We start from the raw sequence: 23,339 nt of genomic DNA, 5'->3' as shown, positions 1-23,339 counted from the left end.
ACGCTAGTTTTCTTTGATTGGATTAGGCATTTTCTTTAGAAGGCGTAGAGGATTTATAGATGTTTAGCTATATTACAGAATTCAAAATTACTTAATCTTAAAATACGGCTATCTTTTATCTAGTATATCGTGCGAAGTTTAGAGTGTTTTTACTTTGATTCTTGCCTATCTGGGCTAGACGGTGTATCTTTCAATCAAATAAATTCAAGATCTAGGATATCAAACGATGCATACATATCGCACACATACATGTAACGAATTACGCCGCGAAAACGTTGGCAATAAAGTTAAGCTGTCAGGATGGATTAATCGAAAACGAGACCATAGTAATTTGATTTTTATTGATTTGCGAGATCATTATGGAATTACCCAATGTGTGGTGGATCGTGACAGCAAGTGTATTTCAATAGCAGACGATATGCCGTTGGAAAGTGTGATTTCAGTTGTGGGTACCGTTGTTGTTCGCGAAGATGAGGCGATTAATTCTAAAATTGGTACGGGTGAGATTGAGCTGGTGGTTGAAGAAATTACGGTATTGTCCGAAGCGGCTCCGTTGCCATTACAAGTGAATTTGGATAAAGATTGTCCGGAAGAGACGAGGTTAAAATATCGATTCTTGGATTTGCGTCGCGAACGTATGCATAAAAATATCGTGTTGCGCAGTCGGGTGATTTCCAGCATTCGACGTCGTATGACGGATTTGGGATTTTTGGAATATCAGACGCCAATATTGACGGCATCATCTCCTGAAGGCGCGCGCGATTTTTTGGTTCCAAGCCGTGTGCATCCTGGATGTTTTTATGCGTTGCCACAGGCGCCTCAACAGTTTAAGCAATTGTTGATGGTTGCGGGGTTTGATCGTTATTTCCAAATTGCTCCATGTTTTAGAGATGAAGATGCCAGGGCGGATCGTTCGCCAGGTGAGTTTTATCAGCTGGACTTGGAAATGTCGTTTGTGACCCAGGAAGATGTGTTTGCCGTTCTTGAAACATTGTTGTCGGGTGTGTTTGCAGAATTTGCAAATGGTAAAGAAGTAACATCAGCGCCATTCCCACGTATTAAATTTGATGAGGCGATGAATAAATATGGATCGGATAAACCCGATTTACGAAACCCATTATTGATCTATGATGCGGATGAAATTTTCCGCGGATCTGATTTTGGATTGTTTGCTAAGGCGTTGGAGAATGGTCAGACGGTTCGTGCTATTCCTGTTCCTGGCGTTGCAGATAGACCGCGCAGTTTCTTTGATAAGCTAAATGAAATGGTTCGTGAAGCAGGTGGCGGTGGTTTGGGGTATGTACTGTTTGATAACGGTGAAGCCAAAGGACCCATTGCGAAGTTTTTGAATGGTGATCGTTTGGCGCGTCTGCAGGCGATTACAGGAGCACAAGATGGATATGGTGTGTTCTTTGTTTGCGACAAGAAATTGACGGCTCAAAAGTTGGCTGGATTTGTGAGAACAAAGATGGCTGATGAATTAGACTTGTTAGAGAAGAATGTATTCAAGTTCTGTTGGGTTGTTGATTTCCCAATGTACGAACGTGATGAAGAAACTGGAAGAATTGACTTTTCTCATAATCCATTTTCGATGCCTCAAGGTGGGTTGGCGGCGTTGGAGAACGAGAATCCATTGGATATTAAAGCGTATCAATATGACATCGTGTGTAATGGTGTGGAGCTGTCCAGCGGTGCGATTCGTAACCATTTGCCCGAGGTAATGTACAAGGCGTTTGAAATTGCAGGATATACAAAACAGGATGTTGAAGATCAGTTTGGTGGCATGTTGCGAGCCTTCCAATTTGGAGCGCCACCCCATGGTGGATCTGCGCCTGGGATTGATCGTATGGTGATGTTGTTGGCGGATGAGCCCAACATTCGTGAGGTTGTGATTTTCCCGTTGAACCAACAGGCTCAAGATTTATTGATGAATGCTCCGTCAACGGTGAGTGAAGCTCATTTGAAAGAGTTGCATTTACAGATTAAGTTGCCCCCACAAAAAGTTGAAAAGGCGTAAAGCATGTTTAAAGACACAATCTTTTTACCCAAAACTAATTTTCCGATGAAGGCAGGATTGCCGGATAAAGAGCCCAGAATTTTAGAACGATGGAAGCAGTTGGATCTGTATAAATTGCAACGCAAGGCGTTTAAAGGGCGTCCAAAATTTGTGCTGCATGATGGTCCCCCTTATGCCAATGGACATATTCATATTGGTCATGCGTTGAATCGAATCTTAAAAGATGTGGTGATTCGGTCACAACAAATGCAGGGAAAAGATTGTGTGTTTATTCCAGGTTGGGATTGTCATGGATTGCCGATTGAGTGGAAGATTGAGGAAGAGTATCGCGCCCATGGAAAGTCTAAAGACACGGTGGATGTGATTGAATTTAGAAACCAATGTCGTACGTTTGCAGCTAAATGGGTTGATATTCAAAAAGAAGAAATTCAGCGATTGGGTGTGTTGGGTGATTGGGAAAATCCATATACGACCATGAAGTTTGAAAATGAAGCCGTGATTGCATCAGAGCTTTCAAAGTTTTTGATGAATGGCAGTTTGTATCGTGGATTCCGTCCGGTGATGTGGTCGGTGGTTGAAAAGACCGCATTGGCTGAAGCAGAGGTTGAGTATCAAGATAAAACATCACCATCTATTTATGTTAAGTTTCCGGTTAAATCGGCAAGCATCGATGTGCTAAATGATGCATATGCAGTGATTTGGACAACGACGCCATGGACATTGCCTGCGAACAGAGCGGTTGCTTATGGCGAAGATGTTCGATATGCAGTTGTACGTGTGGATGCGGTGATGGAGTCGTCACATATGCAAAGCTATGCATTGCAAGGGGATCGATTAATCATAGCCGAAGACTTGGTGGCTGCGGTGTGTTCTGCAGTTGGAATTGCTGAACATACGGTGGTGGCATCCCTGATGGGATCTGAGTTAAAAGGATCTGTGTGTGCACATCCATTAGCAGGTCAGGGGTATGAGTTTGATGTTCCCATGTTGCCGGGTGATCATGTTAGCACTGATGCGGGTACAGGATTGGTACACACGGCGCCGTCTCATGGTGTGGAAGACTTTGCATTAGGTAAAGCGTTTGGATTGGAAATTCCAGATTTAATTCAAGATGATGGGGTGTATCGCCCACAAGTTCCGATGTTTGCGGGACTGCACATATTTAAGGCAAATGAGCCTGTGATGGATGCAATCAAAGCCGTAGATTGTTTGTTAGCGGCTGGAAAAATTAAGCACAGTTATCCGCACTCTTGGCGATCAAAAGCTCCATTAATTTACCGTACAACACCCCAGTGGTTTATTGGGATGGAGATGAATGATCTGCGCAACAAAGCGTTGAAAGCAATTGATGATGTTCAATGGTATCCTGCGGCAGGAAAAAATCGTATTGGCAGCATGGTTGACGGTCGCCCTGATTGGTGTGTGTCGCGTCAACGGACATGGGGTGTTCCATTGCCCATTTTTGTTCATAAAGAAACCAATGAAATCTTGAAAGATGAACGCGTTCAACATCGTATTGTTGAAGCATTTCGTGCAGAGGGGGCAGATGCTTGGTTTGAAAAAGACAATGCATTTTTCTTAGATGGTTTGTATCCTGCGGATGAGTATCAAAAAATCAAAGATGTCGTGGACGTTTGGTTTGATAGCGGAACAACGCATGTGTTTACGTTAGAGAATAACCCCGATGTTCACTGGCCAGCGGATGTGTATTTAGAAGGATCTGACCAACATCGTGGATGGTTTCAATCATCGTTGTTGGAATCATGTGGTACCCGAGGGATTGCACCGTACAAAGCAGTGGTGACCCATGGATTTGTGTTGGATGAAAAAGGCTATAAAATGTCTAAATCATTGGGCAATGTTGTGTCGCCTGCGGATGTTATCAAAGATTTGGGGGCGGATATCTTGCGCCTGTGGGTGATAAGTTCTGATTACTTTGACGATATCCGAATCGGTAAATCGATCTTACAACATCAGCAAGATATCTATCGTAGATTCCGAAATATCTTGCGATATTTGTTGGGAGCCTTGGACGGCTTTTCTGACGATGAAAAGGTTGACTATGCGCAACTGCCAGATTTGGAAAAGTGGGTCTTGCATCGATTGGCAGAATTAGATGCTGTTCGGAAAAAGTGTCTTGAAACCTATGATTTCAAAACGTTCTATGCAGAACTGCATACGTTTTGTTCGTCAGAATTATCGTCGGTGTATTTTGATATTCGTAAAGATTGTTTGTATTGCGATGATCCAAAAGGGTTAAAACGCAGATCTGTTCGCACCGTGATGGATATTTTGTTTGATACGATCACGCGTTGGTTAGCGCCCGTGTTAAGCTTTACAGCAGAAGAAGCATATCTAGAGCGTTACCCGGATCGTGACAGTATTCATTTGGAAACGTTTGTGGCGATTCCCACAACGTGGTTGAATGACCATCTTGCAAAAACAATGGCTGAGATCTTTGACATTCGAAGCCAAATTACCGCAGCGTTAGAATTAAAGCGCGCCGAGAAATTTATCGGATCCAGTTTGCAAGCAGCGGTAACGTTGACGTTGCCAACGACAACCCATATGAATATTGATTGGGCAGAGGTGTGTATTACGTCGGCTGTGACTGTTGTTAAAGGATCAGAGGTATTGGTCGATGTTCAATTAGCAAGCGGTGCAAAATGTGAACGGTGCTGGAAGGTGATGCCAGAGGTAACTGAGGCGAACCCTGTGTGTACCCGATGTGATGAGGCAGTGAAGGCGGTTGCGGGAAATTAACGTTGCGTTAACCTGGAATTAATAAAGGTTAATAATTTTTTAAATTTTTTTTCGCGCCACCCCCCACCCTGTCACCCTCAGTGAACTTCGGGTGGGGGGACAACGCCCATCTTAGAGATCGGAGAAGAAATAGACGAAGTTTTCCGTCATTTCTTCACGAAACTGAGGGCGAAAAATAAAAATGTATGTGCACTAAAGGTACTATATCGCACAAACGTTAATAAATGATGAACGAGAGAAAGATTTTTTGAATGGGGCGAAAAAAGCTTTTTGCAAATACAGATCTGGTTGAAATGTTTCCACATTATTCATATGAACATATTTGGGAACAAGAAAATTTTAAAAAGTTTTATACTACTTTTTTTGTATCCGTATTTGATCATTGGTTAACAGAAGATGAGGTTTGCGAACAAGTGATGTCTGCCGTTGATGTTAGGGGACAATCTAAGCGCAATAACCCAAACTGGGAAATCTATCAAGAATATGAAAATAGGTTTGCAGGGTTTTATGAGGCTTTGTATAAAAAAGGTGTCCATGTTCTTTGTGAAGGTAAACACTTATTAAAATTGAAGTTTCACAAAGAATATCAACGTTACTATTTATATGATATTCGAGAAGAAAATGAATTTCATGATTATATTGTGCCAAGTTTGGGTGTGATGGTATCTGGTAACTTTGATCTAACTCACGTGGTTCATGCAAACCCACAATATTTTCAAAAAGATGAATTTGAAGACATTGTAAAGCGGGCTGGATTGCATATATTAACTTAATACGAGAATACATGATGAAACCACGATATTTAATTTATAGCCTGATCATCCTGGTGGGGGTGATGTTGGATCAATGGACAAAGATGTTGATTCTGGATCACATTCACAGTTCAGATGATTTTCAGCATTGGTTGCCGGTGTTGTCGATTGTGCGAACTCATAACATGGGGGTTAGTTTTGGCATGTTGAGCGCGTTCAATTTGGGCCCTTGGTTTTATGGCGTGTTGAGCCTATCTATCATCACATTTTTGGTGTATATGATAATAAAGACTCCGCGCATGATTCCGCAGTTAGCGTTTGTATTCATGATATCGGGTGCGATCGGTAACGTGATTGATCGATTCATGCATGGGTATGTGGTGGATTTCATCAGCGTGCATTGGTTTGAAAAATACTATTTCTATGTATTTAATGTTGCTGATATATTTGTAAGTTGTGGTGCAGGGTTAATCATACTGGATGCACTGATTGAAAAAAGGACTGAAAATAAATGAAGAATACATACTTAATGTTACCATTGATGATGGTATTGGCAGGTTGTTCAGGGATCGCGCCAGAAGCAGTTCGTGATGAAAGCAATACGTTGACCCGACCATCGTTTATGAAAGCTAAAATATTAGATGAGGCGGATCGACAAGCGAATCAATCGGACACGGTGTCAGAAAAATAATGTTTCAACGCGTATATAATCAAATACTTGGGTATGCGGAACACCGATATGCAATGTGGATATTGGGTGTAATTGCCTTTTTAGAAAGTTCGATTTCTCCTATTCCTCCTGATGTTTTATTGGTACCGATGATGATTGGAAATCGATCTAAAGCTTTGCATATGGCAGGTGTGTGTATTGCGGCATCGGTTATCGGTGGAATTCTTGGATACTGGATCGGGTATGGGTTGTATGATATTGTTGGGCATTATTTAGTTACAGAAGAAGCCTTGGTTTCGTATCAAGAAAAATTTAGTCAGTGGGGTTTTTTGCTGATCTCAATAAAAGGGTTTTTGCCGATTCCATATAAAGTGGTTGCGATTGCAAGTGGGCTTGCTCATTATAATTTTGGATTATTTATGATTGCATCGTGCATTGCCAGAGCGTCTAGATTCTTTATGTTAGCCGGATTAATTTATTATTTTGGTGAACCTATCAAAGAATTTATTGAACGGTATTTAACCTATGTAATGGTTGGTGGTGTGTTATTGATTGTTGGGACCATTTACCTTGCTCGGTTTATATAGAGTTCAATCGTTAACGATTTTTCTGATAAGTGCTGCGATATTGGGATTCGTATTTTCCGCTGAGTATGGTTGGGGAATCAAGCCCTGTGAGTGGTGTATTTATCAACGATACCCTTACGTCTTTTTATGTGTATTAAATTTTATTTGGTTATTCAAACCATTATCAAAACACGTTCAACATAGTATCAATACCTTTATTCTTGCGATCAATGCCATGTTACCGCTGACCCATGTATTGATTGAAAAGGGGTATGTAAATGTTAAATGTGCTGCTTCAAAAATTGGAGCGTTAGGATCTGTTCAACAAGGGCTTCAGGCATTGATGAATCATCGATCCTGCGTAAAAGTAACGTGGAGCTGTTGGGGATGGTCGATGGCACAGTGGCATTTGATTTTTGCAAGTGGTATCTTAATCGTATACGTATGGGGTGTGATATATGCGCAAAAGCGATCTGGGTAAAATAATCCGAGTTGATCACGCAGGTGAACTTGGCGCAAAATGGATTTATGAAGGTCAGTTGCGATGGATTAAAGATCCAACAATCAAAGCTGAAATCCAACACATGTATGATCAAGAGATGCAGCATCTGAATTATTTTGAAAGCTTAATACGTGATCGTCAGGTGCGACCCACTGCGTTAATGCCAGTATGGAAATGGGCTGGTAAAACTGCGGGGGCAGTATCGGCGGTGTTGGGTACAAACGCCGCAATGGCATGTACGGAAGCCGTTGAAGATGTCATTGATGAACATTATGCAGAGCAAATTAAAAATCTAGAGCAACATCACCCTGACGAATTAAACTTGATTCAAACGTTAAAAACATTTAGAGAAGATGAATGTAATCATAGGGATGCGGCAGCGGAGTATAATCAAGATCCCTCAATTGCTAAACAGATTTTTAAGAAAGTAATAAAAGTGGGTGTGCGTACAGCCATTGAAATATCAAAACGTATTTAACGAAAGAGTTTAAAATGTTCAAGAAAATAATCAACTGTGTTGCAATAGGATTAAGCGTTTCAGCGTTACACGCGGATGTGGGTGAAAAGCAGCCGACTCAATATAAGTTTTCACGACCTGTTCCCTTAAGCTTAGGATTTATTCCTGGGCTGATGATAAATCAATCGGTTAGTGAATTTCACATGGCGTTAGAAAAAAATACCGGATGGGTGTTTGATGCTGGGCACAAATGGTTGCAACCCCAAACAATGTGGGGACGTGTAGCCTATAAGTATTTATTGTTTCCAGTTGCGGTGGCTCCATTTAACAAGGCAATTCGAATGAGTGCTGATGTATATGGCAAAGCCAGTCGTATTGAAGCGTTAGGTTGGAAAGCAGAATATGTTGGTAATACCTATGAGACCTATGCCGAAAATTACTGGTCAATGTTCGCAAAGAACCTTTGGAAATCGTATAAGGGAATGTTTGTTGCGATAGAAAATATTGATGCAATCCCAACAAATAAAAACGAAACATTGGATAAATATTCCAAGCGATTTATTAATGATCCTAAATCCAGTGTGGATGCAACGGACTTAAGAGAATCAATTAAAACTGCGCGTAAAGATGAAAGCGTTGATGCGAACAAAGTAACGTTGAACAAAGAGGTTGCAGTGTTGCGCTTTGGGCTTGATGCTCATTTAACGCCGCAAGGGCAAGTACTAACACGAGCAGCTGGATACAATGCAGGAATGATGCATGCGCGCGATATTGAAGATACGCTGTGGTATGACGGTGGAGGGCATTTGGCTCAGCTATCAAATCATTCAGTGGGTAAGTTGGCAGTTGCGATTGATGGCATCGGTGTTTATTTCATGCGCAATAATGATGCAAAACACTTTTCGGAGTTGGGGCGCATTGCGGTTGCTTACGATGCGATGGGTATCGAAATTTCGGGTAAAAAAATCGCGCTTTACAGCGTGGGTGCATTTTTAGGAAGCGCTGAATTCTGGGGACGTTTTTTTGAAGAAGCCGATTACATTTCATCGGGCGATGTGTATGTGAAAGCTCCAGAAGTTGGTGGGTTCAGATTGCCGAACCTTGGGTTCTATTTCACGACTAAAGGATTGTCGTATCAGATAAATACGGGATACCGTTTCGGAAAAGATTTATTCTTTCCCGTTGCTGTAGAGTATGTATTCAATGGACCGAAAAATATCGTGGAGTGCACCGTGGGTATGCGTAAACAGTTTGCATGGATGGGCGCTTATGTCCATGGTGAAGTTGTTGCGAATTTCCAAGAATCTGGATATGGTGGAAAAGTTGCAGTGGGGTTAAAACCATGCCAATCATTCTATGCGGATGCAGGTGTTCGCATTGACCACATTGATACGTTAGAAGGTGAGCGTAACATTCGTGTCATTACGAATGATGATACATGGTGTGCAAGTGTATTTGCAACCGTAGGCATATCGTTTTAAAAATATCGGTGAGCAAGATTGGGCGTTAAGATTAAACAAGAAAACAAAACGATCATCGCGCTGGGGATAGAAACCAGTTGCGATGAAACGTCTGTTGCATTGATTAATTCTAACAAAGAAGTTTTAGCACATCGGGTGGCCAGTCAAATCAAAGATCATGAAATCTATGGCGGGGTTGTTCCAGAGATTGCCGCGAGAGCTCACTTAAGTTTATTGCCAGGATTATTAGATCAAGTTTTTAGGGACGCATCGTTACAACCCCATGATGTTGATGTGATTGCTGCAACAACGGGGCCTGGATTAATTGGTGGTGTTGTGGTTGGAACAATGGCTGCAAAAGCAATGGCAGCAGCATTGGGAAAGCCTTTTGTTGCCGTGAATCATTTAGAGGGGCATGCCTTAACAGCGCGCTTAACTGAAACCATCGAATTTCCCTTTGTCTTATTATTAGTATCTGGCGGGCATTGCCAGACCATGTTGGTTGAAAATGTTGGGGCGTACAAAGTATTAGGCGCAACATTGGATGATGCCGTGGGCGAGTGTTTTGATAAGGTTGCAAAGATGTTAGGTTTGCCTTATCCCGGGGGCCCTCAGATTGAAAAGCTGGCAGCAACCGGTAATCCCAAAGCGTTTGTTTTGCCGCGTCCGATGATTGGGCAGAAACATTTGAACTTTTCATTTTCTGGATTAAAAACAGCAGTAAGGCAAACGATTCAAAAACTGCAAGCAGAGCATGGCGACACGTTACCAGAATCAATCGTGGCTGATGTATGTGCAAGTTTTCAACAAACTGTCGCACGGGTGTTATACGATCGTATCAAGCAAGCGTTTTTATATACAGCAGAACATCATCCAAACTATAAGCAGTTTGTTGTTGCAGGAGGCGTTGCTGCGAATCAACACATTCGTGGTGCGTTGCAAACAGTGTGTTCAGAGTTTGGATTTGCTTTTTTTGCGCCACCCTTGTCATTATGTACCGACAATGGAGCCATGATTGCATGGGCGGGATTGGAGCGTTTTCAACAAGGCTTAACAGATAGCCTGGATATAAAACCCAGACCCCGGTGGCCTATGGATCAAATTAGAGGAATATCATCATGATAGTGGTTGTTGGTGCGGGAAGTTTTGGTGCTGCAATCGGCCATTGTCTTGCACGTAACGGTCATGAGGTGGTAATGTTGTCGCGCAATGCAGATCGAGTGGCTGCGTTGAATTCGGGTGAGGCTATGCCAGATTATCCCTCTGTTGTTCGACCCGTTACATTATTTGCAACGTTGGATACTCAGATTATTTCAAAAGCTAATCGTATTGTTATCGCGTTACCAACACAACAGACAAGATCATTTCTGGATTTGCACCATCAGCTGTTCAGCGATGTTCCAGTGTTGTTGTTGCAAAAGGGAGTCGAAAAAGAAACAGGGTTGTTGCCCAGTGAAATTGCAAGACAGTATCTGAACGCAGAAATTTCTGTTCTGTCGGGACCTAATTTTTCCGATGAAATATTAATGGGAATACCCACAGCAACCACGATATCGTCGAATAACGAATCAATCGCATTAGCGTGGGCAGCGTTATTTAAATCCAATAGCTTTCGACCGTATGTTCAAACAGATATGATTGGCGCCCAAATTGGGGGGGCTGTCAAAAACGTCATCGCGGTTGCGTGTGGTATTGTTCAAGGTTTGCAATTGGGTGATAATACGACAGCAGCAATTATCACACGAGGGCTTGCGGAAATGGCGCGTCTTGGCTGTGCAATGGGTGCAAAAAAAGAAACGTTTTTAGGGTTGTCAGGGCTTGGAGATTTAACCCTAACCTGTCATAGTATTAAATCCCGAAACTTAAGATTTGGTATTGTGTTGGCGAACAGTGAGCGGTGGGATGAGTCAACCCAGGGTACGGTCGAGGGATACCACACCGCATTCAGTCTTGAAAAACTAGCTCAAAAATATAGTGTTGAAATGCCAATCAGTCAGTGTGTATTAAAATTAATTCGTAATGAAATATTATCAAAAGATATCGTCGCCGTGTTAATGAGTCGAGACTTAAAACAAGAGGTTTTTTAATGTTTGTTATTCCATTCCATAATATTGATCCCGTCATTTTCCAAATATCATCTGCAATGTCATTAAACTGGTATGGTATTTCATACCTTGCGGGTGTTGTGTTTGTGATGTGGGCAAGTGATCGCATGGCGAGTAAGCGTCCCGCTGAGTTTCCTGCAAACGTATATAAAAATTGTATGTTTTGGGGAATGATGGCGATCGTGATCGGTGGACGATTGGGCGATGTTCTGTTTTATAATTTTGATTATTACATGTACCGTCCATTGGAAATTTTTGCAACATGGAAAGGTGGCATGTCATTTCATGGTGGATTGATTGGCGTAATCATAGCTGCCGTGTTGTACGCACGATACCATAAGGTTAAATTTACAAATTTTATGGATGTGTTATCGGTCAATGTACCGATTGCTTTGATGTTCGGACGACTTGCAAACTTTATTAATGGTGAACTGTATGGGCGTCCAACAGATGTGGCCTGGGCGATTCCTTTTCCCAAGGGTGGAAATATTCCACGTCATCCAAGTCAACTGTATGAAGCGATGTTAGAAGGTGTGGTGTTATATGGTGTCTTGCGATTGATATATAAATGTGCACACAAAAAATCTGGCGTTACAGCGTCATCATTTTTAATCGGGTACGGACTTGCGCGATTTGTTGCAGAATATTTCCGAGATAGCGAAACCTTAAGTTGGTTTCACAGCAATTGGTTATCGGGCGGGCAAATCTTATCGGTGCCCATGATTGTTATTGGGATAGGATTACTTGGATTCTTTTGGAGGCAATCTAAGCCTGAAACGCGTCAATAATAGATTGAAAGGTTGTAACATTTAAACTGGCTCCACCTACAAGGATTCCATTTAACCCTGGAATGTTAGATAGATCAGCTGCGTTCTTATCGTTAACCGACCCGCCATATATAATGGGTGTGTGGGTGCCGAGCCGTTGTTGGATAAGGTTGATAACAGTTTGAATATCGTTTGATGTTGGAACCAAACCTGTTCCAATCGACCAAATGGGTTCGTACGCAATCACATATTGATGGCGGGGAAGCCCGTGTGTGGAGCGATCTATTTGAGACAGTAGCGCTTGTTCAAATCGATTTTCATGTCGTTCGGCGTAGGTTTCACCGATACAAATAATGGGGGTCAATCCATGTTCGATTGCTTTGGCAGCTTTGTGATTGACGACAGAATCCGTTTCATTAAACTGAGTGCGACGTTCAGAATGACCCAGAATGACATAGGTGCATCCAAGCTCTTTTAAGTGTAGGGCGCTAATTTCCCCCGTAAATGCCCCGTTGTTTGCATGATGACAGTTCTGTGCCCCGAATTTCATCAAGGTATCTGAAAATAGAGGTAAGTAACACGCCGGTGGACATATGATTGCCTCTGTTCCCGGAATCTTTTTAAGAGATCGAAATTCTTGGATCAAGTGTATCGATCCATTCATTTTCCAATTTGCGATAATTAAACGTTTCATACATATATGATATATAAATGATTCAAGATGTCCATAGGATTTTATTCAGAGTTTATGAGGGGGTGCGCATTATAGCTGACTTCTTATAATCTGGGTATGCGTCACTCGGTCGATGTCTCGCCTCGCCCCTCGTACCCAAATTAAATTGCTCTTGCATTAACTTAAAGTTAAGAAAGGTTAATATTTTTTTAAAAAATGATTTTCGCGCCACCCCCCACCCTGTCACCCTCAGTGAACTTCGGGTGGGGGGACAACGCCCATCTTATGAGTGCGCAACAATAGACGAAGCTTTTCCGTCATTTCATCGCGAAACTTGGGGCAAAAATTAAATATGTATGTGCACACTAAAAGTACTATAACGCACAATCATTAATACTTTATGAACAAACAAAAACTATTTTTTTAAATGTCGGATGCGTTGTCTGTGCGGCTCAAGCAAATCGCGTATTGCGATTTGTACGGCGACTGCCGTTTGGCGCGTAAAGCGCCCTTGAGCCGCATAGTTGCGGTGGTTGTGTCATAGAACATATGTTGCAATACACCGGATCTAATCATCAGGTGCAGCATCACGCTGTCGTTGCTGCTAGAGTGACAGGCTTTTATGAATTTGATATACTGATGCAATCATCTGGAGTGAGTTGACGGTGGAAACAAGCTATCAAATTTATATCGACAAAAAAACGATAGATCAAAACAACATATACAGAGTGTTTGTGGGACAATCGGGATCAATATGTTCTGTGAACGCGTTTGTTGATCAGGACGCCCATGGAAAAATTTATCATGGAAAAGTGGCTCAAATATTTTCGAATGGTAAGGCCAAAGTTCAGATTGACACTAATGCCATTCTTTATGCAGAGCGTTCGTTTAAGGAGGCTAATTTAAATGTTGGTGAATCCGTGTGGGTTCAAGCGCATAGTATTTCACCGACAGAAATGGAACATAAAGATTTGAAGGGAACCCTGAACATTGCATTGCCGTGCGGTCCTGTCATTCTGTATCCATTTGAACCTGGCGTTCATATTTCCCATCGATTAAAGCAGTATCCAGAATTCGCACATAACTTAAAGTTACAGTTTGCAGCATTGGCCGGAAGATTTGGTGTTAAGTTTAGGTTAAGCGCAAAGGATTATTCATTCAAATTATTAGAACATATCATATCGTTTTCAAAAACAGTGTGGGATCAGCACGCCTATAATAAGCCAGAGTTTGCTACGTTAAATTCATTGCTGTCATATTGTTTACACCCTGTTGAGATTTTTACAAATGATCCTGAATCATGTGAATGGTTGGTATCAAGCATGGAGCGCATATTTGAAACGCGCATTAAGATACGTCGATTGCCGGATGATATAGAATTTTTAGAAGAGGCTTGGGATCGTGTAAGCAGCAGAGTTTTTCCTTTGTTGAATGGGGGGAGTATTCTGATCGAAGAAACATCCGCATGCACTACAATCGATATTAACGCAGGATCGGATCAATCGTTTACCAATGTAAATCGTGAGGTGATGCGGGTATTACCCAAGATATTATATCAAGGGCGGTATGGCGGAAAGATAGTTGTAGATATGCTGCCCATACCCAATCGGGAAGAATCAGAGCGATTGGTGCGTCAATTTGAGTCAGAGTGGAGTGCTCTGGATGTTTCTGCGCAATTGTTTGGTGTGTCTAAAATGGGACTATTAGAGTTTATTTTACCTCGTAGAGGGTATCCATTAGGGTGGATTGATAAAAATATCTTAAAAAACTAAAATAATCCTGGACATTTGGGCGTTTTTTTTCTATTAATTGATGAAGCAATTTTATGCGCCTGGGTAGCTCAGTCGGTAGAGCAAAGGACTGAAAATCCTTGTGTCGGCGGTTCGATTCCGCCCCCAGGCACCACCTAGTTCTTCAATTCTTTTTGACCTAATAATTTATCCGTAAGATGACTTGCTTGTGATGGATTCATGTTGGCCATAATAGCGGCACTTTTAGATTCTTTCATTCGTTTCAGTAACGATAAAAGTCGATCTTCTGGCAGGGTGTTAAAAATCTGAGCGGCTTGGTCAGGCTTCATATTCTCATAAATCTTAACCATTAACAGAAGCTTTTTTTCTTCCTGTTCATCATATGTGTCTAACAATGCAGTTACTTCACCCTGAATGCGTTTCAGCTCTGTTAACTGTTGTTGGATGCGGCTTTCAACAATTTGAAGTTGGTCTTCTTTTTGAACAACCTCTCGTGCCTTTTGTTTTATTTTTTCGCGATAGTCGAACAATGATTCTAATACTTTTATATCACTGGGGGTTAAGTTCATAAAATCAAGCTTTAATGTTAATCCTTGATTATCTAGCTGAATATTTTGTATGGGGGGTAATTCCGTGGGTGCAGCGGGATCCTGTGCTGTTTCAGTTGGTTTGTTTTCTGCGGATGTTGGTGCGGAATACAAACTAGTTAAGGTTAGCAGTTTTGAAATAAATACCAGAGCACAGCTTGCAATCAGTGCACGTAACATTACGCTTAATCTTAAGAATGTATTTAACTGATGCGATGTTGGTAATAATTGCACTGTCGTTTGCCTACCTTAAGTCTTTGATCGTGTTAATAAGTTTGTTTTTTTTAGATGTAAGTTGAGACGTTTTTTCTGATTGCTTTGTTTCTTTCTTTTGATCAGTTAGTAACGTATCCACTTTGATTGCTTTAGATGTTGACGATAGTTTTTGAAAGATATTTTCAGAACGTTCGGAAATATATAGCAGATCATCTTTTAAAGATTTAGCTTTGTTAATTAATCGTTCAAAGGATTCTTTTTCAGCATTGCTAATATAACGAAAGCGTTCTGTTATTTTTTCGATATCGGATAATTGGGCTTCGGTTTTATTTAAAAATCGGCTGTAATCATCTTTGTATGTTTTCAACCGTTGCAAACCAAAATACAACCGTATTCCTAAAACTAAAGTTGCGATTAAGAAGATCAGCAGAATACTTTCAAATACCATTTTTTATACCTATTGAGTTATAAGTTTCCTAAACAGAATGGATTCTATTTTAATGGGCAGCAACACAGTGTTTAGACGTCTAATAAGATTCTGGCGTAATCGTTCTAACCCTACCGGTGATACAAGGCTTGTTGCCGCGGAGGCACCTAGGCTATCCAACGTGATTGATGCAAAGTAAGTATGAAGAGCATCTAATATTTCTGGTTCTTTTTTTCGTAACTCTTCAGGTTTAACATCAACAGGAAGTTTTAGAGTTAACCCGATGATTAAATAACCTAGATTGTCATCGCTGCGTTTGATGCTGAGTTTTAATTCGGGTAATGCATGGTATGAAGCGGCGTATTGGATGGGTTGATCCTCAGACGTTTCCTTTTTATTCCAGAATAAAAAATACATTGCTGCAGACCCTGCGATTGCTAAAATTAGAACAAGGCTAATTGCAATGCTTAAGACAGTGTATTTTTTATAGAACCGAGGGATAAATGATAAAAAACCAAGATACTTTCGAAGCCCTTTTTTCTTTTCGGGTTCGGCAGTTTTTTGGCCTTCTGGTTGCCCTTCTGCATCCAAGATTTTTTCTTCGATTTCCTCGTTATTATCGTCAGCCATAATTTAAACACCTTGAACACCTTTGTTCAATAATAGCGTTCAAGGGTTTACAATTAGTTAACGTTAGATTGCGTCGTCGTTAATTTACAGAGGTCTTTACAAATCATTTTAACCGTTCTGACCCGCGTTGGAATATCATCAAACGACCAATGATAAAATAGCTTTAAATCAGGTCTTAATTTATAAGCAGTATTTTGTTGAACTAATTTTAATAAATTGTCGACATATCCGCATTGATTGTTTCGGAATGTAAATAAGACTCCATTGGGGCCTGATTCTGCTTTTTGAATATTAGCCGTGCGGCATAGGATTTTAATTTTAATGGTCGCAATTAGATTTTCTGCTTCTAAAGGCAGTCGCCCAAAACGATCCAGCAGTTCGGCTTTTATATCGTTAACTTGATCATTGTTCGTCAATGCCCCTAAACGACGATAGATTTCCATTCGGGTTTCAATGTCTTGAATATATGCTTCTGGAAGACCTACGGATAATCCTAATGATAAAATGGGGCTCCATAAATCTTCTTCATCATTTTCGATCGAACCTTTTTTCTTTAAGGTATTAACAGCTTGTTTTAACATGTCTTGATACAGTTCAACGCCGACATCTTTAATATGACCAGATTGTTCTTCACCCAGTAAGTTGCCTGCGCCGCGGATATCAAGGTCATGAGAGGCCAATGTAAATCCAGCGCCCAAGGCGTCCAGGGTAGACATGACTTGCAATCGTTTAACTGCGGTTGATTTTAACATGCGTCCTTGCGGTGTAATTAAATACGCATAGGCTTGTCGAGTGCTGCGTCCAATGCGTCCACGCAATTGATACAGTTGAGCTAATCCAAAGAGTTGAGCATTATAAATGATCATCGTATTGGCGTTTGGAATATCAATTCCGGATTCGATAATTTGCGTTGAAAGCAGAATATGAGCTTTGCCTTCAATAAACGACATTAGTCGCTCTTCTATTTCTGTTGGTTTTAATTGTCCATGAGCCACCACAATGTTTAGGTCTGGGAATGCCTTTTTCAAAGAAGTATAGGCTGCATCTAAATCAGAGATTCGAGGGCACACATAAAAGACTTGTCCGCCCCGATCGATTTCATGCTTGATGGCCTGGTGCATCACAATGGGATCTTCTTCACACAGTGTTGTTTGAATGGCTCTGCGATCCACGGGTGGGGTTGCAATCAAACTCATTTCCTTGATGCCCAACAGTGACATTTGTAATGTTCGAGGGATAGGTGTCGCCGATAAAGTCAGGACGTGAATGTTGCTTGAGAGCTCTTTGATTTTTTCTTTTTGCTTAACGCCAAAGACTTGTTCTTCGTCGACAATTAATAGTCCTAAGTTCTTAAATTTAACGGTGTCATTTAATAAAGCATGAGTTCCGATTAAAATTGAAATTTCACCATCTGCTGTGGCTTGTTTTGTTTTTGTGACTAGATTTTGGCTAACCAGTCTGGAGATGTGTTCGATTCTGTATCCTAAACCTTCAAATCGTTTTTTAAAGGTGTGATAGTGTTGACGCGCCAAGATTGTAGTGGGGGCAACGATGCCGACTTGGTACCCATTATGTACGGCTAAGAATGCAGCGCGCAATGCGACCTCTGTTTTTCCAAACCCAACGTCTCCACAGATTAATCGATCCATGGGTGTTCCTTTTGAAAGGTCTGTGACTACATCTTGAATTGCACGTTCTTGATCGTCGGTTTCAACGAATGTAAATCTGCGACAGAATTCTTCGAAAGCGCCATCATTAACCTGAATGGCTGGTGCGGTTTTCAACATGCGCTTTGCGGCAATATTCATTAAGTATTTTGCAATGTCTCGCAGTTGTTTTTTAACGCTTAGTTGACGGCTTTGCCACGATGTGCCGCCAAGTTTGTCTAAATGAGCCGATCCCTGGTCGCTGCCATATCGTGATAACAATTCGATATTCTCAACGGGTAGAAATAGTTTATCTTGACCAGAATATTCCAACGCTAAACAATCATGAGTTACCGTAAAAACCTCAATAGTTTCTAATCCTAAGTATCGTCCAATTCCATGCTGGCGATGGACAATAAGGTCTCCAACATTTAATGCGGTTGCTTGTGCAATAATGTCTTCGGCATTTACAACGGCTCTGCGCTTTTTTGATGGAGCTGAACGTTCGCCAAACAGTTCCAAACTTGTGACAATATGGTGGTGAGGTAATTTGAATCCATGGATTAATCGCTGTTGCCAAATTACAACCGGAGCATCTGTTGCAAGAGCGTCTGCCCATGTTTTGCAAACGGGTAGTGTGCGTTCATTTGCGGCGGAGTGAGTTGCTTGCACATATCGAATTTCTTGGTCTTCTGCAAGTGCGCACACCAGCTTTACATTGCTGGACTGAGACATTTTTATAGCTTGGTTAAACCGATCCGTTACAGATTCTGCAGTAAGAGGATCCAGCGGTCTAATCTTGTAATCCAGTCCGTCTTGCTGTTTGTAGGGGCTGTAGATATGCGTATTGGATTGTCGTAATATGTTGGATTCAAAATCGGTACAATACATTAAATCAGGTTGAATGGGGGGCAGCAATTGATCTTTAGATCGGGTGTTGTCCCACAGCTGTTTGCGATAACTATACGATTCATTTAAATCATTAAAATATTCTGAAAACAAACTTTTCTGTGGTAACAAAAACGTAATATTTGGAAACAGTTCAAACAGTGATTGGGTCGATTTAAAGAATAACGGATAAAGTTGTTCCCAGCCTTGGACGGGTGTTTGATCCACAATGCTGGAATAGAAATTACCGCGACCTTCAATCCCAAAATATTCAACAAAATTAGTTTTAAAGGTTGAGATGCGTTCGGGGGGTAATAGAATTTCTTGATGGGTGTTAATGATCAACTGTTTCAAAGAAACGTCTTTGTGTCGTCGTTGAGTTGCCGGATCAAAGGGATGTATGCTTTCAATCTCGTCTCCAAATGAATCAATACGATAAGGTAGATCGTGACCCGATGGAAAGATATCAATGACGCTGCCTCGAACGCTGAATTCTCCGGGTTGATACACTGTGTCGACTCTTGCAAACCCAGCAGCACTTAAATCGTGTGTTAGCTTTTCTGCATCTAAAGGTATGGCGGCATCAATACGAATGTCGGATGATTGTTGAGTATCAGATCCAACTTTTTGAATCACTGCATTGATTGTGCTTAAAATTACCAGGGGTGTGACTGTGCTGCGGATAGAATCCAAAACGCTTTGTCGTTGCATTTGCACCCCGATTGATGGGGACGCCGCAGCATAGGGCAACGTATCCCACTGGGGGTAAATGAGTATTTTAACGTTGGGATTAAATGCATTAATAGAGGTTTTTGCAGCATGCATGTCCTGTTCGTTTTGAAATACACACCAAATTTTCTGTGTGTGTTTTATAATTTCCTGAATCCATGCCCCCGTTGCTGCAGGAAATAAAAATGAAAGCTGTTTTGTAAGTTGTGACATTTATTGGTAACTAATTATTAATTTAAAAAGTTTAACATGATCCACTGGTGTTATTGGAGTTTAAAATGAAAAAAATAATCAGAGGGATGCTTTTGTCTACGGTTGCGCTTTGTCACGTAACAATGGCGTCTGAGCTGTCAGACAGTGATGAGTCATCAACCAATGAGCTCGTAATGGGCTTTGTGGTCAGCAGCGATTTTACAGAGCCCGTCATAGGTGTTGAGAATGTTCAATTAACTGAGTTGTCTGAAATGGTTAACGAGGTTCGATTGGGAATATTGCCGCAGACACTCATCGATATGTTTAAAGATCTTTCAAAAATTGATATTGCTGCGTGCGGGACAGTAATGGAAACTCAACGCAAATTTGCAGGTTTGCGACAGGCACTCAATGCCCAGTTAGATGGCAATAGCATGTTCTTGTTAAACGCTTTTTTGAAAACAATCGTTACGCCACATGAGTCACAGCGGACAGCTCCATTGGCAGATACTTTTTGGGGAGAGCTAAGCGAGGATATGACTGCAGACAATTTTTCAGATCATCTTTTTTCTATTTATTGCATGCTGTTTTCTGCTTCGGAGCGCACATTAATCCCACAGATTAATACTCCCTCTGATTGGGTGACGGTGCAGTTTCTGGGATTGTTTTTTGATAATGCAATGTCAAGTTTAAGCGTTAATGTTAATACTGTCGGGCTTTTTAACGTTGATCTAATACGCGAGGTTGTCTTGGGATTACATGAGGCTGCAACACTTAATCTTACTAAAATCAATGGGTTTCCTGAGAGTCAGCAAGTACAAATATTGCAAATATTAGCGGAGGTTCGCCCTAAAAACTCACATATCATTGCAGCAGTTGAAAGTGTAGCAGCGCTAGAAAGTTTTGTTACATCTATCACACACCCAGTGTTGCATTCATTTTCAGAAGGGGCAAAAATAGGTGTTAGCTTAATTGTAAATTTCCAAAATAGAGAGTTACATGAACGTATAACCTCTTTCACGGAAATGTTTAAGCGCGTCGTTGACCGTACTGTGCCTTATGTGTGGGATCTAATGTTCAGATTAAAAAGTCTTGAAAATGTGAGCTATGGTGATTTAACACCAGTGATTCGTTCTGTTGTGCGTTCCCCCGTTGGTGCAAATTTATCGTTACCCATGTTGGTGTCTGATCACCCAACGACAGGGTATGTGATGACCCGATTAAAAGAAGAATTTTTATCGCCAGAATCAAAAATACAGATCTTAGATTTTGAAGACAGTCAGCTATCTGAAAGTGGCTGGGAACAATTGGCATTATTGGCAGAATCTCAGAAGCCTTTATATAAAATTCGTTTGACGAGAATGCAAATTCCATCAGCAATCGCAGGGCGCCTTGGCATGTTAAGAGTTACGGGAATTAACATGGTTGGGTGTGGTGTTAAGGCAGCGGATTTAACAGATATGGTCGCTGGTTGGCTGGGTGAAGGTTCAACATTACGAAGTGTTGATATGTGTGGAAATGAAGTGAATGAGGTTGTTGCAACTTTGTTTGTTCAAAAAGGTTTTGAAGTATATCTGCAAGATCGTAGGCAGCCGTATGGATATATGTTTGCAAAGTAATAAAGATAGGAGGGGCTATGCCCCTCTTTATTTAGTCTGTGCATACATTATCCTTTATAATGTTTTATCAACGAGTTGAAGTCGATGAGCTTATCGCTTGATTGAATTATGATTTCTGTTATAATTACCCATATTTCATTTTTCAGTGCATGAGCAATTTTTTTTCCGACGATACATTATCATTGATCAAAGACCGCTTGCCGGTTTCTGAAATTATTAGACGTCGCATTGTCTTAAAACAAAAAGGCAAAGACTTCCTTGGGTTGTGCCCTTTTCACGGCGAAAAAAGCCCATCATTTACCGTTAATGATCAAAAAGGATTTTATCACTGTTTTGGTTGCGGAGTACATGGTGATATTTTTAAGTTTCTAACTGACTATGAAAAAATGTCATTTCAAGAAGCTGTCGAACATGCAGCAGGAATTGCAGGTGTCACCTTAACCCCGTTAAATCCAAAACAGCAAAAAGCATTGGCTGAGCGCGACATACTATTTAATTTATTAGCTGATACGGGCAAGCTGTATAATTCAGCGTTGCTGTCCGATGCTGGAAAAACGTATTACGATTATTTAAAAACCAGAGGCATCAATGATGCGTCTATTCAAAAGTTTCAGTTGGGCGTTGCATCCAAAGGGCATCTTGCGAAGTTTATGACTGCGCACAATATCGCTGTAGACTTTGCAGAAAAAGCAGGGTTAGTTGCACGATATGATACGGGTGTTAAAGAAAAGTTTTTCGATCGATTAATGTTCCCAATCTTTGATGAAAAAAGTCGAATCGTTGGATTTGGGGGGCGAACGTTAAATAACGACGTGCAACCCAAGTATTTAAACTCTGCTGAAAATGCAGTGTTTCATAAGGGAGCGTTGTTATATGGGTTTCACCTTGTCGATCACAGAGATTCAGCAGCCGTATTGGTTGAAGGATATTTAGACGTCATTGCGATGGTACAGTCTGGGTTTAAAAACGTATTTGCCCCCATGGGGACGGCTGTTACTCAAGATCAGGCCAATAAACTACTAAAACATTTCAACAAGATATATGTATGCTTTGATGGCGATTCTGCTGGGTTTAAAGCCATGAATCGCGCAGCCGAGGTGTTCTTGCCCTTATTACAACCTGGGATTGAGTTATTGTTTGTGCGGCTTCCTTTGGATCAGGATCCTCATGCGATAATTACCGCCGGAAATCTTTCTGCGTTTCAGCAGAGGTTGAATGCATCGTTAGGGTTGGTTGAGTTTTTAATGACCTATGAATCTGTACAAAACCCGGGGGTTCAACCTGCCGCTCTTGCGTTACAGCGCAAACATATTTTAGATCGTCTTGATACGATTCAGGATCCATTTTTGAAATCGCTTTATAAAGACCAGACGTATACGCAATTTCAGAATAAACGGAAGACAAAACAACCTCTGCCGATGGGAAGCCTTCCAAAAACTGTTTCGATACAAGAAGTTTACGAAATCGTTTTATTAAAAGCATTTATGCTTTGTCCTGCGATGTATAAGGATTTTATGGATCAATTGCACGTCTATCCACTTACCCCTCAGACTCAAAAAATATTGAATGTTATAGAAAATTATATTTTTTTAGGAGAGGCACTTGAGTTTTTGTCAATTGTTCCCTATATTAAGCTGCACCTACCAATGTTAAACATCGATCATATATTAAGTGACACATTTCATGTGCACGCACCGTTCTTAAATGAACCTATCGATGAGACTAACATTCGAAATGGAATTGAGCGTATAGTGGGGAAGTTTAATGACAGTACCTCGTTAGAAACGCACATTAAGGAAGCACAAGAACGCTTTAAACAATCTCAAAATCAAGTGGATTGGGATCGTTTAAAAATGTTAATGGCTCAAAAACAACATCGAAATGATGATGAATTATGAGCATTATATCTAATATTGAAAGGA

The 23,339-nt window shown here is 41.0% G+C and carries 20 protein-coding genes and 1 tRNA gene; 16 read left to right on the top strand and 5 right to left on the bottom strand.

From position 1 onward, the window contains the following. Positions 1 to 226: 226 nt before the first annotated feature. From aspS to lgt, 12 genes are all read left to right on the top strand, one after another. On the top strand, positions 227 to 2,017 hold the full coding sequence (gene aspS, locus CPBP_RS03805) for an aspartate--tRNA ligase (protein ID WP_350331540.1): 1,791 nt from the start codon (positions 227 to 229) through the stop codon (positions 2,015 to 2,017). Between the two features lie 3 nt (positions 2,018 to 2,020). Continuing rightward, positions 2,021 to 4,780 (top strand): isoleucine--tRNA ligase, encoded by a 2,760-nt coding sequence (gene ileS / locus CPBP_RS03800; protein WP_350331539.1) that lies wholly within the window; start codon positions 2,021 to 2,023, stop codon positions 4,778 to 4,780. A 251-nt stretch (positions 4,781 to 5,031) separates the two neighbouring features. Beyond that, positions 5,032 to 5,553, top strand: coding sequence for a hypothetical protein (locus tag CPBP_RS03795; RefSeq protein WP_350331538.1), 522 nt, complete (start codon positions 5,032 to 5,034; stop codon positions 5,551 to 5,553). 11 nt (positions 5,554 to 5,564) lie between these two features. Beyond that, the gene (gene lspA / locus CPBP_RS03790) at positions 5,565 to 6,047 is read left to right on the top strand and encodes a signal peptidase II (protein WP_350331537.1); all 483 of its coding nucleotides are present in this window, start codon (positions 5,565 to 5,567) and stop codon (positions 6,045 to 6,047) included. Beyond that, positions 6,044 to 6,223, top strand: coding sequence for a hypothetical protein (locus tag CPBP_RS03785; RefSeq protein ID WP_350331536.1), 180 nt, complete (start codon positions 6,044 to 6,046; stop codon positions 6,221 to 6,223). Before lspA ends, CPBP_RS03785 begins: the two co-directional genes overlap by 4 nt. After that, positions 6,223 to 6,789, top strand: coding sequence for a YqaA family protein (locus tag CPBP_RS03780; RefSeq protein ID WP_350331535.1), 567 nt, complete (start codon positions 6,223 to 6,225; stop codon positions 6,787 to 6,789). The genes CPBP_RS03785 and CPBP_RS03780 overlap by 1 nt, the downstream gene beginning before the upstream one ends. Continuing rightward, on the top strand, positions 6,773 to 7,249 hold the full coding sequence (locus tag CPBP_RS03775) for a disulfide bond formation protein B (RefSeq protein ID WP_350331534.1): 477 nt from the start codon (positions 6,773 to 6,775) through the stop codon (positions 7,247 to 7,249). The genes CPBP_RS03780 and CPBP_RS03775 overlap by 17 nt, the downstream gene beginning before the upstream one ends. Next, positions 7,227 to 7,748 (top strand): demethoxyubiquinone hydroxylase family protein, encoded by a 522-nt coding sequence (locus tag CPBP_RS03770; protein ID WP_350331533.1) that lies wholly within the window; start codon positions 7,227 to 7,229, stop codon positions 7,746 to 7,748. The genes CPBP_RS03775 and CPBP_RS03770 overlap by 23 nt, the downstream gene beginning before the upstream one ends. 14 nt (positions 7,749 to 7,762) lie before the next feature. Then, complete coding sequence (locus tag CPBP_RS03765) at positions 7,763 to 9,208, top strand: hypothetical protein (RefSeq protein ID WP_350331532.1); 1,446 nt, start codon at positions 7,763 to 7,765, stop codon at positions 9,206 to 9,208. Between the two features lie 51 nt (positions 9,209 to 9,259). Then, positions 9,260 to 10,309, top strand: coding sequence for a tRNA (adenosine(37)-N6)-threonylcarbamoyltransferase complex transferase subunit TsaD (tsaD, locus tag CPBP_RS03760; protein ID WP_350332615.1), 1,050 nt, complete (start codon positions 9,260 to 9,262; stop codon positions 10,307 to 10,309). Continuing rightward, the gene (locus tag CPBP_RS03755; RefSeq protein ID WP_350331531.1) at positions 10,306 to 11,274 is read left to right on the top strand and encodes an NAD(P)H-dependent glycerol-3-phosphate dehydrogenase; all 969 of its coding nucleotides are present in this window, start codon (positions 10,306 to 10,308) and stop codon (positions 11,272 to 11,274) included. Before tsaD ends, CPBP_RS03755 begins: the two co-directional genes overlap by 4 nt. After that, a complete protein-coding gene (gene lgt / locus CPBP_RS03750) occupies positions 11,274 to 12,080 on the top strand; it encodes a prolipoprotein diacylglyceryl transferase (protein WP_350331530.1) in 807 nt (268 codons plus the stop codon). Before CPBP_RS03755 ends, lgt begins: the two co-directional genes overlap by 1 nt. On the opposite strand, the gene tpiA is transcribed toward lgt, so the two are convergent. Next, a complete protein-coding gene (tpiA, locus tag CPBP_RS03745; RefSeq protein WP_350331529.1) occupies positions 12,058 to 12,753 on the bottom strand; it encodes a triose-phosphate isomerase in 696 nt (231 codons plus the stop codon). The genes lgt and tpiA overlap by 23 nt on opposite strands. 644 nt (positions 12,754 to 13,397) lie before the next feature. Here tpiA and CPBP_RS03740 point away from each other — a divergent pair. Together CPBP_RS03740 and CPBP_RS03735 are read left to right on the top strand one after the other, a co-directional pair. After that, positions 13,398 to 14,504, top strand: coding sequence for a ribonuclease E/G (locus CPBP_RS03740; RefSeq protein ID WP_350331528.1), 1,107 nt, complete (start codon positions 13,398 to 13,400; stop codon positions 14,502 to 14,504). Positions 14,505 to 14,561: 57 nt separating this feature from the next. Then, positions 14,562 to 14,637: transfer RNA gene (locus CPBP_RS03735), tRNA-Phe, on the top strand. Position 14,638: 1 nt separating this feature from the next. On the opposite strand, the gene CPBP_RS03730 is transcribed toward CPBP_RS03735, so the two are convergent. From CPBP_RS03730 to mfd, 4 genes are read right to left on the bottom strand one after another with little or no spacing between them, the layout of a single operon-like run. Continuing rightward, positions 14,639 to 15,304, bottom strand: coding sequence for a MotE family protein (locus CPBP_RS03730; protein ID WP_350331527.1), 666 nt, complete (start codon positions 15,302 to 15,304; stop codon positions 14,639 to 14,641). A 10-nt stretch (positions 15,305 to 15,314) separates the two neighbouring features. Further along, entirely contained in the window at positions 15,315 to 15,734 is a 420-nt protein-coding gene (locus CPBP_RS03725; protein WP_350331526.1) for a hypothetical protein, read from the bottom strand. A gap of 9 nt (positions 15,735 to 15,743) precedes the next feature. Next, positions 15,744 to 16,343, bottom strand: a complete 600-nt coding sequence (locus CPBP_RS03720; protein ID WP_350331525.1) for a flagellar basal body-associated FliL family protein — start codon at positions 16,341 to 16,343, stop codon at positions 15,744 to 15,746. 53 nt (positions 16,344 to 16,396) lie between these two features. Continuing rightward, a complete protein-coding gene (mfd, locus tag CPBP_RS03715) occupies positions 16,397 to 19,819 on the bottom strand; it encodes a transcription-repair coupling factor (protein ID WP_350331524.1) in 3,423 nt (1,140 codons plus the stop codon). 65 nt (positions 19,820 to 19,884) lie between these two features. Here mfd and CPBP_RS03710 point away from each other — a divergent pair, with 65 nt between their 5' ends. Further along, entirely contained in the window at positions 19,885 to 21,417 is a 1,533-nt protein-coding gene (locus CPBP_RS03710; protein WP_350331523.1) for a hypothetical protein, read from the top strand. A 149-nt stretch (positions 21,418 to 21,566) separates the two neighbouring features. After that, on the top strand, positions 21,567 to 23,315 hold the full coding sequence (gene dnaG / locus CPBP_RS03705) for a DNA primase (protein ID WP_350331522.1): 1,749 nt from the start codon (positions 21,567 to 21,569) through the stop codon (positions 23,313 to 23,315). Positions 23,316 to 23,339: the final 24 nt, after the last annotated feature.

Origin of the sequence: Candidatus Bodocaedibacter vickermanii, assembly GCF_014896945.1 — a bacterium.
Taxonomy (GTDB): Bacteria; Pseudomonadota; Alphaproteobacteria; order UBA6184; family UBA6184; genus Bodonicaedibacter; species Bodonicaedibacter vickermanii.
The sequence above is the reverse complement of the archived record's forward strand: the minus strand, read 5'-3'. Positions and strand labels throughout refer to the sequence as shown.